The organism is Pseudomonas urmiensis (genome assembly GCF_014268815.2).
GTDB classification, from domain to species: domain Bacteria; phylum Pseudomonadota; class Gammaproteobacteria; order Pseudomonadales; family Pseudomonadaceae; genus Aquipseudomonas; species Aquipseudomonas urmiensis.
On record NZ_JABWRE020000001.1, the window covers coordinates 3,903,332 to 3,917,106 of the forward strand.

Genomic DNA, 13,775 nt, shown 5'->3' on the forward strand with positions numbered 1-13,775 from the left:
TTGCGAAACGCAGATGAGCAGCACCTGGCATATTCTCGGCGCCGGTAGCCTGGGCAGCCTTTGGGCCTGCCGCTTGGCTCGCGCTGGCAAGGCGGTACGGCTGATCCTGCGCGATCAGCAGCGGCTGGCATCGTATCAGGCCGCAGGTGGCCTGACCCTGGTCGAACAGGATCACTCCGCGCACTTCGCCATCCCCGCCGAAACCGATGACTGCGGTGGCCCGATCCACCGTTTATTGGTGGCCTGTAAAGCCTATGACGCCGCGCCTGCCGTCGCCCGCCTGGCGCCGCGGCTGGCCGAAGGTGCCGAACTGATCCTGCTGCAGAACGGCCTGGGTAGCCAGGATGAGGTCGCCGAGCAGGTGCCCCACGCGCGCTGCATCTTTGCCTCCAGCACTGAAGGCGCGTTTCGCGAAGAAGACTGGCGGGTGCGTTTTGCCGGCCACGGCTTCAATTGGCTGGGTGATCCACTCAACCCCGCGGCGCCCGAGTGGTTCGACGATCTGCACGACGCCGGTATCCCTGCCGAGTGGAGCGTGGATATCCTCACCCGGCTGTGGCGCAAGCTGGCGCTGAACTGCGCGATCAACCCTCTGACCGTACTGCACGACTGCCAGAATGGTGGCCTGCTGGGACACCTGGGCGAAGTCAGCGCGCTGTGCGAGGAGTTGGCTGAGTTGCTGCGCCGCTGTGGCCAACCCAAGGCCGCTGAAGAACTGGGCGAAGAGGTCGAACGGGTAATCCTGGCCACTGCGGCCAACTATTCTTCCATGTATCAGGACGTACGCAACGCACGCCGTACCGAGGTGCACTACTTGCTTGGCCACGCCTGTCGCAGCGCTGCCCGCCATGGCCTGCACCTAGCGCAGCTGGAACACCTGCGTCAGCGCCTGGTCGAAAACCTGCAAGCCCGCGGCCTGCCTAGCGACTGACAGCGCCCCTTCAACTGGATACGGACACTGCCTTGCCCATGAACCTGCGCCAACGGCTGGACAACCTCCCGGTCGGGCAGAAACTGCTGGCCGCCCTGCTGGTGCTGCTGGTAACCATCCTGCTGGTGGCCAACCTGACGTTCATCAGCGCCGCGTACTGGATTACCCAGGAAAGCATGGCGCCACAAGCCTTGCAGACCATCGGCCGGCTGGTATCCAACCCGCAACTGTCAGCCCGCGCCGGCGATTCGCCAGAGGCCGCAAGCGAGCTGCTCAAGGAGCTCGACAGCTACTCGCCGCTGCGCGCCGCCGCTATCTATGGCAGCGACGGACGCATGCTGGCGCAGTTGCAGCATGGCGAGCCACTGGCCTTGCCCAAGCGCTACCGCAATGTCGATGGCTGGCGGCTGATGGAATTTCGCAGCAGCCAGTTGATCCGCCTGCCGCGCGCCGCCAACCCACCTGCGCACCTGCTGCTGGTCGCCAGCAGCGAACTGCCGACCGCCTTCTACACCGGCACCCTGAGCGCAAGTATCGCGATCCTGATCTTCAGCATTCTGCTGTGGCTGGTGATCGCCCGGCAGATCAAGCGCCTGATCACCCAGCCGATCAACCAGCTCGAAGAACTCAGCCGCCAGGTAACCCGTGAAGAAAGCTATGCCCTGCGTGCCGAGCGCGGCAACGACGATGAAATCGGCAGCCTGGCCAACGCCTTCAACACCATGCTCTCGCGCATCGAGGCCCGTGAGCAGCAACTCAAGCGCACCCGTGACGAGTTCCAGAGCGCCTACGACCAAGCCCAGGGCCTGGCCGAGGAAACCCGGCACACCAACCGCAAGCTGGAGCTTGAGGTGCAGGTACGCAGCAAGATCGAGAAGAAACTCACCGGCTTTCAGAACTACCTCAACAGCATCATCGACTCGATGCCCTCGGCGCTTATCGCGCTAGACGAACAGCTCTACGTCACCCAGTGGAACCACGAAGCCACGGTGCTCTCCGGCACGCCGCTGGATGAGGCGTTGAATCAGCCGATTTTCATTGCCTTCGAGCCGCTCAAGCCGTTTTTGCCGCAACTCAAAGAGAGTGTCGAAAAGCACCGGGTAGCGAAGATCGAACGGGTCACCTGGCCCAAGGATGACGAGCCGCGCCACTATGCCCTGACCTTCTACCCGTTGATGGGCGGCGGTGGGCGTGGCGTGGTGATCCGCATCGATGACATCACCCAGCGGCTGTCGCTGGAAGAGATGATGGTGCAGTCGGAGAAGATGCTCTCGGTGGGCGGCCTGGCGGCTGGCATGGCCCACGAGATCAACAACCCGCTCGGCGCGATCCTGCACAACGTGCAGAACATTCGTCGGCGGCTGTCGCCAGAGCTGCCACGCAACCAGGAGCAGGCCGAAGAGCTGGGCATCGACCTGCCAGTGGTCAACCGCTACCTGGAGAGCCGCGAAGTGCCGCAACTGCTCGACGGCATCCAGCAAGCGGGGGCACGGGCGGCGAAGATCGTCACCCACATGCTCAGTTTCAGCCGGCGCAGCAATCGCCAGTTGGCCCCGTGCGACCTGCCGGCGTTGATCGATCAGGCGGTGGAGATTGCTGGCAACGACTTCGACCTGGCCATCGGTTTCGACTTCAAGGGCCAGGCCATCGTCCGCCAGTTCGATGCCAAACTGGGGCCGGTGCCGTGCACCGCCAACGAGCTGGAGCAGGTACTACTGAACTTGCTGAAAAACGCCGCCCAGGCCATCCACCTGCGCCCGCAGCCCTGCGAGCCGGGGCGCATCACCCTGCGTACTCGGCTCAATCCGCCGTGGGCGGAGATCCAGGTCGAGGACAACGGCATCGGCATGCCTGAAGCGGTGCGCAAACGCACCTTCGAGCCATTCTTCACCACCAAGGAGATCGGCCAGGGCACCGGGCTGGGCCTTTCGGTCTCGTATTTCATCATCACCAACAACCACAAGGGGCAGATGGAGGTGCACTCCACCCCCGGCCAGGGAACGTGCTTTACCCTGCGCCTGCCCCTTGGCCAGCCCGCGCCGACGGCGACGGGCAACACGGAGGCATGACACATGGGCTATCGCCTGTCGAAGATCTACACCCGCACCGGCGACCAGGGCGAGACCGGGCTTGGCGACGGCCGCCGGGTGCCCAAGGACCACCCACGGATCGAGGCGATTGGCGAGGTGGATAGCCTCAACAGTCAGCTGGGGCTGCTGCTGGCGGGCCTGAGCGAGGCTGGGCTGGATGAGCTGAGCGAGGTGCTGGCGCCGTGTCAGCACCGCCTGTTCGATCTCGGTGGGGAGCTGGCGATGCCCAGCTATCAAGCGTTGAACCAAGCTGAAGTGGAGCGGCTGGAGGCGGCTATCGATCTGTGGAACGAGGAGCTGGGGCCGCTGAAAAACTTCATTCTGCCCAGTGGATCGGCATTGGTGGCACAGGCGCATGTTTGCCGTAGCCAGGCGCGCAGTGCCGAGCGGCGCTGTCAGCAGCTCAATGCGCTGGAGCCGCTGGCCGGAGTGGGCTTGGCGTATATCAATCGGCTTTCGGATTTGCTGTTTGTCGCGGCACGGATCATTGGCCGGCGCCAGGGGCTGGCGGAGGTTTTGTGGCAGGCAGCTACAAAACCTTGAGGCTGAAATTGCTGGGGCTGCTTTGCAGCCCCTTGCAGTGGCGACTCAAACCTCAGGCCAAAACGCCCGAATCCCCGCCACACCTTGCGCCCCCACCTGCCAGGCACGCTCACGCTGAGCGGCGCCCACACCGCCAAGCAAGAACACCGGCCGGCTAACCCCCTCGATCAACCGCCCCGCCTGCTCCCAGCCCAACGGCAGCGCCTCTGGATGGGTCTGGGTCGCCTGCACCGGCGACAAGGTGACGAAGTCCACCCCCATCTGCTCAGCCAGGGCCAACTCTTCAGCCGAGTGGCACGACGCCGCCAACCAGCGGTTCTCCGGGAACGGTCGCCCCTTGGCGGCATACTTGCGCAACTGTGCGGCGGTCAGGTGCCAGCCCGCGGCGGGGAAGTCGCCCAACCATTCCAGCGGCCCCTTGAGCATCAACTGCGCCTTGCCGGCACACAGCCCGACCGCATCCACCGCTACATCGCGGTACTTGGGATCGTACATATCCGGTGCGCGCAGCTGGATCAACTTGATCCCGCTTGCCACGGCCTTCTGGATACCGCGCAGCATTTGCGGCACCTCAAGCCCATCGGGGGTGATCAGGTACTGATCGGGCAAACGCGCAGCCGCGACGATCGGCTTGTTCGCCTCAGGGAATTGGTATTGGCCCAGATCACGCGGCGCAACCCACTCCAGCGGCTGACCCTCGACGCCATGCGGCTCGCCAGTGAAGGCATCGACTTCACGCACATCCAGCAACACTTGCTTGTCCGGGTAATCGTGGCTGATCTTGATCAGCGGCCGCGAGCGGCTCACGTCGATACCGAGCTCCTCACGCAGCTCTCGGGTCAGGGCCGCTTCGACGCCCTCACCCTCCTCCACTTTGCCGCCGGGGAACTCCCACAAGCCGCCCTGATGCTGGGTGTCGGCGCGGCGCGCAATCAGAATGCGCCCATCAGCGCCACGGATGACTGCCGCTACTACATGAATCCGTTTCACCCTTCACGCTCCGCCAGGCCTGCTTGCTGCCAGGCCTGGAAGGCCGGCCATTGATAGATGGTCTCGATGTAGCTGGCCGCTTCGGCCGGCACTTCCACCCGATAGGTACGCAGGCGTACAGCTACAGGGGCGAAGAACGCATCGGCCAGGCTTGGCTTGCCGAACAGGAACGGGCCGCTGTCCTTGGCCGCCAGGCGGCATTCGGACCACAACGCGACGATGCGGTCGATGTCCACTTGCACGTCCAAGGGCACGTTTTCCAGCGCCTGGTCACGCGACAGGTCAAACGGCATCGCCCCGCGCAGGGCGAAAAAGCCGCTGTGCATCTGCGCGCAGGCCGAGCGCGCCTGGGCACGGGCGGCAATGTCGGCTGGCCACAGTTGAGCGTGAGGATGACGCTCGGCCAGGTACTCGCCAATCGCCAGCGAGTCGGCGATGACGCCGTGCTCGGTCTTGAGCAGGGGCACTTTGCCGGACGCGGAAAACGCCAGGATGCGCGTGCGCGTATCGGCCTGGTTGAGTTTGATCAGGGTTTCTTCATAAGGAACACCGGCCAATTCCAGGGCCAGGGCGCCGCGTAGCGACCAGGAGGAGTACAACTTGTCGCCGATGATCAGGTGGTAACTCATGGTTCGGCTCCATTTAATTGGCTGAATCTGAAATACCTTGGGGCCGCTGCGCGGCCCCAAGGATCAGCAGATCAGGTGCGATACTCAGCGTTGATCTTGACGTACTCGTGGGACAGGTCAGTCGTCCAGATGGTTTCGCTGCACTGCCCACGCCCCAGCTCGATACGAATGGTGATTTCCTCCTGGGCCATTACCTTGGAGCCTTGCTCTTCGGTGTAGCTTGGGCTGCGGCCACCTTTGCTGGCGATGCACACTTCGCCGAGGAACACGTCGATCAAGCTGACATCCAGTTGCGGTACACCCGCACGGCCAACGGCGGCGAGGATGCGGCCCCAGTTGGGGTCGGAGGCGAACAGGGCGGTCTTGATCAGCGGTGAGTGGGCCACCGCGTAACCAACGTCCAGGCACTCCTGATGATTGCCACCACCGTTGACCTCTACGGTGACGAACTTGGTAGCGCCTTCACCGTCACGCACGATGGCCTGGGCGACTTCCATGCAGACTTCGAATACCGCCTGCTTCAGCGCCTCGAACAGCGCGCCCTTGGCTTCGCTGATCTCGGGCACATCGGCCTTGCCGGTGGCGATCAGCATGCAGCAGTCGTTGGTCGAGGTGTCGCCATCGATGGTGATGCGGTTGAACGACTTGTTGGCACCGTCGAGCATCAGGTCCTTGAGCACCGCTGGGGCGACCTTGGCGTCGGTGGCGATGTAGCCGAGCATGGTGGCCATGTTCGGGCGAATCATGCCGGCGCCTTTGCTGATGCCGGTAACGGTGATGGTCTGGCCTTCGAACTGGAACTGACGGCTGGCACCCTTGGGCAGGGTATCGGTGGTCATGATGCCGGTGGCGGCTTCGGCCCAGTTGTTTTCCGACAGGTTGTCCAAGGCGGCCTGCAGCGCGCCTTCGATTTTCTCGACCGGCAGCGGCTCACCGATCACGCCGGTGGAGAATGGTAGTACCGACTGGGCGTCGACACCGGCCAGTTCAGCCAGCTTGGCGCAGGTGCGCTCAGCGGCGGCCAGGCCAGGGGCGCCGGTACCGGCGTTGGCATTGCCGGTGTTGGTCAGCAAGTAGCGCACAGTGCCCTGTACGCGCTGCTTGGAGAGAATCACCGGGGCGGCGCAGAAGGCATTGAGGGTGAATACGCCGGCAACGCTGGAGCCTTCGGCGCAGCGCATCACTACCACGTCCTTGCGCCCAGGGCGCTTGATGCCCGCCGAAGCGATGCCGAGTTCAAACCCCGGAACCGGGTGCAGGGTGGGCAAAGGACCAAGACCAACAGCCATGAATGCGCTCCTAGAAAATATGTGCCGCACAAGATACGGCCAGGCGTGAGAGGGAACAACGCCGCGAAGGTCGAAACCGTTCGCGGCGCAGTGTTTCAGTTGTCAGGGTGACGCGGGGACAGCTCGATCACTCGATCTGGCCGTGGCAATGCTTGAACTTCTTGCCCGAACCACACCAGCACGGCTCGTTGCGGCCCAGTTTGAGGTCATTGCGCACCGGCGCTGCGGCGACGGCGACTTCCGCGCCCTCCTCGCTGTGCTGCTCGCTTTCCAGGCCAGGCGCCGGGGCGTGCTGGAACTGCATGCGCTGGGCCAGCTCTTCGGCTTCGCGACGCAGGCGGGCTTCTTCTTCGATCGGATCTTCGCGGCGTACCTGAACGTGCGAGAGCACGCGGATGGTGTCGCGCTTGATCGACTCCAGCAGCTCTTGGAACAAGGTGAAGGATTCGCGCTTGTACTCCTGCTTGGGGTTCTTCTGCGCGTAACCGCGCAGGTGGATACCGTGACGCAGGTGATCCATGGTCGACAGGTGGTCTTTCCACAGGTCGTCCAGCACGCGCAGCAGGATCTGCTTCTCGAAGGTCCGCAGGGCGTCTTCGCCGGCCTGGTCTTCCTTCTCGTTGTAGGCGCTGGTGATCTCGTTCAGCAGCTTCTCGCGCAGGGTCTCTTCGTAGAGGTGGTCGTCCTCGTCCAGCCACTGCTGGATCGGCAGCTTGATGCCGAAGTCGCTCGACAGCGACGCCTCAAGACCGGCCACGTCCCACTGCTCTGGCAGCGATTGCGGCGGAATGTGCTGGCTGATGGTGGCATCGAGCACTTCCTGGCGGAACTCGGCGATGGTGTCGCCGATGTTCTGCGCAGCCAGCAGGCTGTTGCGCATGTGGTAGATGACTTTACGCTGTTCGTTGGCCACGTCGTCGTATTCGAGCAGTTGCTTACGAATATCGAAGTTGCGCCCTTCGACCTTGCGCTGAGCCTTCTCGATGGCGTTAGTAACCATGCGGTGCTCGATGGCCTCGCCGGATTGCATACCCAGCGCCTTCATGAAGTTCTTCACCCGGTCGGAGGCGAAGATACGCATCAGGCTGTCTTCCAGCGACAGGTAGAAGCGGCTGGAGCCTGGGTCGCCCTGACGACCGGAACGGCCGCGCAGCTGGTTGTCGATACGACGCGATTCGTGGCGCTCGGAGGCGATCACGTGCAGACCGCCGGCCTCGATCACTTGCTGGTGGCGCTTCTGCCAGTCCGCCTTGATCTGGGCGATCTGCTCGGCGGTAGGGTTTTCCAGGGCGGCAACTTCAGCCTCCCAGTTACCGCCCAGGAGAATGTCGGTACCACGGCCGGCCATGTTGGTGGCGATGGTCAGCGCGCCTGGCGCACCGGCCTGGGCGATGATCTCGGCTTCTTTTTCGTGGTACTTGGCGTTGAGCACCTTGTGATCGATGCCTTCCTGCTTGAGCAGGTTGGACATGTGCTCGGAGGTCTCGATGGTCGCCGTACCGACCAGGACCGGACGGCCGCTGGCCATGCTTTCCTTGATGTCGGCGATGATCGCCTGGTACTTCTCTTCGGCGGTCAGGTACACCAGGTCGTTGAAGTCTTTACGCGCCAACGGCTTGTTCGGCGGAATGACCATCACGTTGAGGGCGTAGATCTGGGCGAACTCGAACGCTTCGGTGTCGGCGGTACCGGTCATGCCGGACAGCTTGGTGTACAGACGGAAGTAGTTCTGGAAGGTGGTCGAGGCCAGGGTCTGGCTCTCGGCCTGAATGTTGAGGTTTTCCTTCGCCTCGATGGCCTGGTGCAGGCCCTCGGACAGGCGACGACCCGGCATGGTCCGGCCGGTGTGCTCGTCGATCAGCAGGACCTGGCCGTCCTGGACGATGTACTCGACGTTGCGATGGAACAGCTTGTGCGCACGCAGACCGGCGTAAACGTGGGTCAACAGGCCCAGGTTGTGTGCCGAATAGAGGCTCTCGCCCTCGGCCAGCAGGCCGGCTTGGGTGAGCATCTCTTCGATGAACTGGTGACCGGCTTCGTTGAGCTCGACCTGGCGGCTCTTCTCGTCGATCGAGTAGTGGCCTTCCTGGGTGACCTGGCCTTCGACTTCTTCGATGTGCTGGGTCAGGCGCGGGATCAGGCGGTTGATCTCGATGTACAGCTTGGAGCTGTCTTCGGCCTGGCCGGAGATGATCAGCGGGGTGCGCGCTTCGTCGATGAGGATCGAGTCGACTTCGTCGATGACCGCGAAGTTCAGCTCACGCTGGAACTTCTCGTCGACGCTGAAGGCCATGTTGTCGCGCAGGTAGTCGAAACCGAATTCGTTGTTGGTGCCGTAGGTGATGTCGGCAGCATAGGCAGCGCGCTTTTCTTCCGGTGGCTGGAAGGCCGAGACGATGCCCACCGACAGGCCGAGGAATTCGTACAGCGGACGCATCCAGTTGGCGTCGCGGCGGGCCAGGTAGTCGTTGACCGTGACCACGTGCACGCCCTTGCCGGACAATGCGTTGAGGTAGACAGCCAGGGTACCGACCAAGGTCTTGCCTTCACCGGTGCGCATTTCTGCGATCATGCCTTCGTGCAAGGTCATGCCGCCGATCAGCTGCACATCGAAGTGACGCATGCCCATCACGCGCTTACCGGCCTCACGGGCCACGGCGAAGGCTTCTGGCAGCAGTTGGTCGAGGGTTTCGCCTTTGGCCAGGCGCTCTTTGAACTCTGCGGTCTTGCCACGCAGCTGCTCATCGGAGAGGGCCAACATTTTCTCTTCGAAGGCATTGACGGTGCTGACCGTCTTGAGCAGGCGTTTGATCTCGCGCTCGTTCTTGCTTCCAAAAAGTTTCTTTAACAAAGGCGCAAACATATCGGCAGGATCTTCCACACTTAGGGATGGAGGGCGGCCCCATGAGTCGCCCGAGCAGCCCTTGGGCCGCATGCGAACGAGCATTCTACCCGGAAACGATGGTGAGGAAAGTGGTGGATTTCCACGATGCTGGCACAGCGCTAGGGCGGGGACGTTTCTAACATAAGGACTTTTTTTGCAAGTTCAAGGTGTAGCGAAGATGAAACGTATTGAGAATGACTCTTACGCGATGCCATGAGTTCCGCCGTCTTCGCCGGATTACCCGTCAACAAGACAGAGCAGCCTATGCAAAACCCACCTTCTGTTACCATGGCGGTTCTGTAACTTCCTGCGAATCCTCATGGCCTTTAAACCTTCGCCCGCCCGGCCGCCGGCCGCGCTCCTGCGCGAAGCCCGGCCGCTGCGCTTACTGCTCAACCAGGCCGAACGCCTGGAGCACCTGCAACGTTTGCTTGAAAGCCAGTTGCAACCGGCCGCCCGCGCCCACTGTCATGTAGCCTCCTGGCGCGATGGCGTGTTGCTGCTGGTGGTGACCGATGGCCACTGGGCTACGCGCCTGCGCTATCAGCAGAAACGCCTGCAGCGTCAGTTGCTGGCCCTGGAAGCCTTTGGCAACTTGCAGCGAATTCATTTCAGGGTGCAACCCCCGGTGGCGCCGGCTAAACGCAGTGGGCATGCACCAGAGCTGTCGAGCAATGCGGCCGAGAGCCTGCGCGATACCGCCGAGGGCATCAGCGATCCCAACCTGAGGGCGGCGCTGGAGCGCTTGGCCAGTCATGCACAGGTGAAGGATAAGCGCTGAGGCCTCGAGGTGCCTGTCGTGAGTTTGCTAACCCCCATAAAAAAGGCCACCCGAAGGTGGCCTCAATGAACTAGAGAGTGTTCGAACTTACACGGCCGCAACAGGGCGCATATAAGAGATCGGTGCCGTGCTGGCATCTTCGAAAATGACCACTTCCCAGGCATCAGTTTCAGCGATCAGCTTGCGCAGCAACTGATTGTTCAGCGCGTGTCCGGACTTGAAGCCCTTGAACTCGCCAATCAGGCTGTTGCCCAGCAGATACAGGTCACCGATGGCGTCGAGGATCTTGTGTTTGACGAATTCGTCTTCGTAGCGAAGGCCGTCTTCGTTAAGCACGCCGGTCTCATCGACAACAATGGCGTTCTCGACACTGCCGCCCAACGCGAGGTTGTGCTTGCGCAGGTACTCGATGTCGCGCATGAACCCGAAGGTCCGGGCGCGGCTGACTTCCTTCACGAACGAGGTGCTGGAGAAGTCGACGCTGGCGCTCTGGGTCCGGCCGCTGACGACCGGGTGATCGAAGTCGATCTCAAAGCTCACCTTGAACCCTTCGAAAGGCAGGAAAGTAGCGCGCTTGTCGCCATCTTCCACTGTCACTTCACGCAGGATGCGGATGAACTTCTTGGGCGCGTCCTGTTCTTCCAGGCCGGCCGATTGAATCAGGAATACGAAAGGTCCGGCGCTACCATCCATGATCGGCACTTCCGAGGCGGAGAGCTCGACGTAGGCGTTATCGATGCCCAGGCCCGCCATAGCGGAGAGCAGGTGCTCGACCGTATCGACCTTGACGTCACCGTTGACCAGCGTCGTCGACATGGTTGTCTCGCCGACGTTGGCCGCGCGAGCCGGGATCTCGACCACAGGGTCAAGGTCGGCGCGGCGGAAGACGATGCCGGTATCCACAGGCGCAGGCTTGAGGGTCAGGTAGACCTTCTCACCGGAGTGCAGGCCGACGCCCGTAGCACGGATAATATTCTTCAGGGTGCGTTGTTTAATCATGGCATTGGCCGCTTCAGCGCAAATTGCGAACTGGTATCAACAAAGGCTGGGGATAATAACAGACCCGACCTTTGCTGAATACCAATCACCTTTATACCCCTGATAAATTCCATCAATCAGCCTGACGACGCAGGAAAGCTGGGATGTCCAGATAGTCCAAGTCATCCTGAGGATTGAGTTTAGCGGCTGCTGCGGCGCCCGCATGCGCTTGGTTGCGCATCACGGTCGGACGCTCCAGGTCACGGTAATTGACCGCTGGCTGCTCCTGACGAGCCGGGGCTGGGTTAGAAGCCTCGTACGCCTGTTGAGCGGTCTGCAGGGTGTTGTCGACGACCTTGACCGGTTTCTCGATGCGCGCACCCAGGCCAGTGGCCACTACGGTTACGTGCAGCTCGTCGCGCATGTCCGGGTCGATCACGGTGCCGACCTTGACCATCGCGTGGTCGGAGGCGAAGGCTTCGATGATGCTACCGACGTCGGAGTACTCGCCCAGGGACAGGTCGGGACCGGCGGTGATGTTCACCAGGATACCGCGAGCGCCCTGCAGGTTGACGTCTTCGAGCAGCGGGTTGCGGATTGCAGCCTCGGTGGCCTCACGAGCACGGTTCGGACCGCTGGCGCAGCCAGTACCCATCATGGCCATGCCCATCTCGCCCATCACGGTACGCACGTCGGCGAAGTCGACGTTGATCATGCCCGGACGCTTGATGATGTCGGAGATGCCGCGCACTGCGCCGGCCAGAACGTCGTCAGCCTTGGCGAATGCCGACAGCAGGCTGGCATCCTTGCCCAGGATGGTCAGCAGCTTCTCGTTGGGGATGGTGATCAGCGAGTCGACGCTCTCAGCCAGCATGCGGATGCCTTCATCGGCGATCTGCATACGTTTGCGGCCCTCGAACGGGAACGGGCGAGTCACCACTGCAACGGTGAGGATGCCCATTTCCTTGGCCACTTCGGCGATGATCGGCGCCGCACCGGTACCGGTACCGCCACCCATGCCGGTGGTGATGAACACCATGTTGGTGCCCTGCAGCACCTCGGCGATGCGCTCACGGTCTTCCAGCGCAGCCTGACGGCCGACTTCTGGATTGGCACCGGCACCCAGACCCTTGGTCACGCCGGTACCCAGTTGCAGGATGGTACGCGCGCCAATGTTTTTCAGCGCTTGAGCATCAGTGTTGGCGCAGATGAATTCCACGCCTTCGATGCTGCTCTTGACCATGTGGTTGACGGCGTTGCCGCCGCCACCGCCGACGCCGATCACTTTGATGACCGGACTTTGCGGGACGTTGTCTACGAGCTCGAACATTTTCCCTCTCCTTACAGTTCTCTAGTTGTCGCGCCTACCACTACTGCTTTGAAACTTAGAAGTTGCCCTGGACCCAACGCTTGAATCGCTCAAGCACTGGAGCCTTCGGTTCATCGCCATAGCTGTTGCTGCTGCTGTTGCTATTACCGGTCAGGATCAAGTCCTCGGACTGCTTGAGCAGGCCGTAGGTGAGCAAGCCCACGCCGGTGGAATAGATCGGGTTGCGCACCACGTCGCTCAGGCCCCGAACACTGTGCGGTACGCCCAGGCGTACCGGCATGTGGAAGATTTCCTCGGCCAATTCCACGGCCCCTTCCATCTTCGCGGTGCCGCCAGTGAGAACGATGCCGGCAGGCACCAGGTCCTCGTAGCCGCTGCGGCGCAGTTCGGCCTGGATCAGGGTGAACAGCTCGTCGTAACGAGGCTCCACCACTTCAGCCAGGGCCTGGCGCGACAGTTCGCGCGGCGGACGGTCGCCGACGCTTGGCACTTTGATGGTCTCGCCGGCACCGGCCAGTTTGGCCAGGGCGCAGGCGTAGCGAATCTTGATTTCTTCGGCGTACTGGGTGGGGGTACGCAGGGCCATGGCGATGTCGTTGGTAACCTGGTCGCCAGCGATCGGGATCACCGCGGTGTGACGGATCGCACCCTCGGTGAAGATGGCGATATCCGTGGTACCGCCACCGATGTCGACCAGGCACACGCCCAGCTCTTTCTCGTCATCGGTGAGCACCGAGTAGGCCGAGGCCAACTGCTCAAGGATGATGTCGTCGATTTCCAGGCCGCAGCGGCGTACGCATTTTTCGATGTTCTGCGCGGCGTTGACGGCGCAAGTGACCACGTGGACCTTGGCTTCCAGACGCACGCCGGACATGCCCAGCGGCTCGCGCACGCCTTCCTGGTTGTCGATCACGTAGTCCTGCGGCAGGGTGTGCAGCACGCGCTGGTCAGCCGGGATGGCCACGGCCTGGGCAGCGTCGAGTACCCGCTCAAGGTCGGCAGTGCTGACTTCACGGTCGCGGATGGCGACGATGCCGTGGGAGTTCAGGCTGCGGATGTGATTGCCGGCCACGCCAACGAACGCCGAGTGGATCCGGCAGCCAGCCATCAGCTGGGCCTCTTCCACGGCGCGCTGGATCGACTGCACGGTCGACTCGATGTTCACCACCACACCCTTCTTCAGGCCGCGGGACGGATGAGTACCGATACCGACGATCTCCAGGGTACCGTCTTCGCCGACTTCACCCACCAGCGCCACCACCTTGGAGGTGCCGATGTCCAGCCCGACGATCATTTTGCCGCTATGCGCGTTTGCCATGGTCCTGCCTCT

At 62.4% G+C, this 13,775-nt stretch carries 11 protein-coding genes; 4 read left to right on the forward strand and 7 right to left on the reverse strand.

Going from position 1 to position 13,775, the window contains the following annotated elements; genetic code table 11:
• The first annotated feature begins 13 nt into the window (after positions 1-13).
• The 3 genes from HU737_RS17530 to HU737_RS17540 are packed head-to-tail and all read left to right on the forward strand — an operon-like array spanning position 14 to position 3,564.
• Positions 14-931 (forward strand): putative 2-dehydropantoate 2-reductase, encoded by a 918-nt coding sequence (locus HU737_RS17530; RefSeq protein WP_186553883.1) that lies wholly within the window; start codon positions 14-16, stop codon positions 929-931.
• Positions 932-969: 38 nt separating this feature from the next.
• Positions 970-3,000, forward strand: a complete 2,031-nt coding sequence (locus HU737_RS17535; RefSeq protein ID WP_186553882.1) for a sensor histidine kinase — start codon at positions 970-972, stop codon at positions 2,998-3,000.
• Positions 3,001-3,003: 3 nt separating this feature from the next.
• Positions 3,004-3,564, forward strand: coding sequence for a cob(I)yrinic acid a,c-diamide adenosyltransferase (locus tag HU737_RS17540; RefSeq protein WP_186553881.1), 561 nt, complete (start codon positions 3,004-3,006; stop codon positions 3,562-3,564).
• A 45-nt stretch (positions 3,565-3,609) separates the two neighbouring features.
• On the opposite strand, the gene HU737_RS17545 is transcribed toward HU737_RS17540, so the two are convergent.
• From HU737_RS17545 to secA, 4 genes are all read right to left on the reverse strand, one after another.
• Positions 3,610-4,554, reverse strand: coding sequence for a Nudix family hydrolase (locus tag HU737_RS17545; RefSeq protein WP_186553880.1), 945 nt, complete (start codon positions 4,552-4,554; stop codon positions 3,610-3,612).
• Positions 4,551-5,183 carry a glutathione S-transferase family protein gene (locus HU737_RS17550; RefSeq protein WP_186553879.1) on the reverse strand — a complete coding sequence of 211 codons (633 nt, stop codon included), beginning with the start codon at positions 5,181-5,183 and terminating at the stop codon, positions 4,551-4,553. The genes HU737_RS17545 and HU737_RS17550 overlap by 4 nt, the downstream gene beginning before the upstream one ends.
• A 71-nt stretch (positions 5,184-5,254) precedes the next feature.
• On the reverse strand, positions 5,255-6,472 hold the full coding sequence (gene argJ / locus HU737_RS17555) for a bifunctional glutamate N-acetyltransferase/amino-acid acetyltransferase ArgJ (protein ID WP_186553878.1): 1,218 nt from the start codon (positions 6,470-6,472) through the stop codon (positions 5,255-5,257).
• 127 nt (positions 6,473-6,599) lie between these two features.
• The gene (secA, locus tag HU737_RS17560) at positions 6,600-9,335 is read right to left on the reverse strand and encodes a preprotein translocase subunit SecA (RefSeq protein ID WP_186553877.1); all 2,736 of its coding nucleotides are present in this window, start codon (positions 9,333-9,335) and stop codon (positions 6,600-6,602) included.
• Between the two features lie 340 nt (positions 9,336-9,675).
• Here secA and HU737_RS17565 point away from each other — a divergent pair, with 340 nt between their 5' ends.
• Positions 9,676-10,137 (forward strand): DUF721 domain-containing protein, encoded by a 462-nt coding sequence (locus HU737_RS17565; protein ID WP_186553876.1) that lies wholly within the window; start codon positions 9,676-9,678, stop codon positions 10,135-10,137.
• An 87-nt stretch (positions 10,138-10,224) separates the two neighbouring features.
• Here HU737_RS17565 and lpxC read toward each other — a convergent pair whose 3' ends face one another.
• The 3 genes from lpxC to ftsA all read right to left on the reverse strand — a co-directional run bounded on the left by lpxC (position 10,225) and on the right by ftsA (position 13,763).
• Positions 10,225-11,136 carry a UDP-3-O-acyl-N-acetylglucosamine deacetylase gene (gene lpxC, locus HU737_RS17570; protein WP_186553875.1) on the reverse strand — a complete coding sequence of 304 codons (912 nt, stop codon included), beginning with the start codon at positions 11,134-11,136 and terminating at the stop codon, positions 10,225-10,227.
• A 112-nt stretch (positions 11,137-11,248) separates the two neighbouring features.
• The gene (gene ftsZ, locus HU737_RS17575) at positions 11,249-12,445 is read right to left on the reverse strand and encodes a cell division protein FtsZ (protein ID WP_012274054.1); all 1,197 of its coding nucleotides are present in this window, start codon (positions 12,443-12,445) and stop codon (positions 11,249-11,251) included.
• A gap of 55 nt (positions 12,446-12,500) precedes the next feature.
• A complete protein-coding gene (gene ftsA, locus HU737_RS17580) occupies positions 12,501-13,763 on the reverse strand; it encodes a cell division protein FtsA (protein ID WP_186553874.1) in 1,263 nt (420 codons plus the stop codon).
• Positions 13,764-13,775 lie beyond the last annotated feature (12 nt).

Coding starts and splice junctions, on each gene's coding strand:
- argJ (WP_186553878.1), bottom strand. CDS start 6,472: ATGGCTGTTGGTCTTGGTCCTTTGCCCACCCTGCACCCGGTTCCGGGG.
- lpxC (WP_186553875.1), bottom strand. CDS start 11,136: ATGATTAAACAACGCACCCTGAAGAATATTATCCGTGCTACGGGCGTC.
- HU737_RS17540 (WP_186553881.1), top strand. CDS start 3,004: ATGGGCTATCGCCTGTCGAAGATCTACACCCGCACCGGCGACCAGGGC.
- HU737_RS17565 (WP_186553876.1), top strand. CDS start 9,676: ATGGCCTTTAAACCTTCGCCCGCCCGGCCGCCGGCCGCGCTCCTGCGC.
- secA (WP_186553877.1), bottom strand. CDS start 9,335: ATGTTTGCGCCTTTGTTAAAGAAACTTTTTGGAAGCAAGAACGAGCGC.
- HU737_RS17530 (WP_186553883.1), top strand. CDS start 14: ATGAGCAGCACCTGGCATATTCTCGGCGCCGGTAGCCTGGGCAGCCTT.
- HU737_RS17535 (WP_186553882.1), top strand. CDS start 970: ATGAACCTGCGCCAACGGCTGGACAACCTCCCGGTCGGGCAGAAACTG.
- ftsZ (WP_012274054.1), bottom strand. CDS start 12,445: ATGTTCGAGCTCGTAGACAACGTCCCGCAAAGTCCGGTCATCAAAGTG.
- ftsA (WP_186553874.1), bottom strand. CDS start 13,763: ATGGCAAACGCGCATAGCGGCAAAATGATCGTCGGGCTGGACATCGGC.
- HU737_RS17550 (WP_186553879.1), bottom strand. CDS start 5,183: ATGAGTTACCACCTGATCATCGGCGACAAGTTGTACTCCTCCTGGTCG.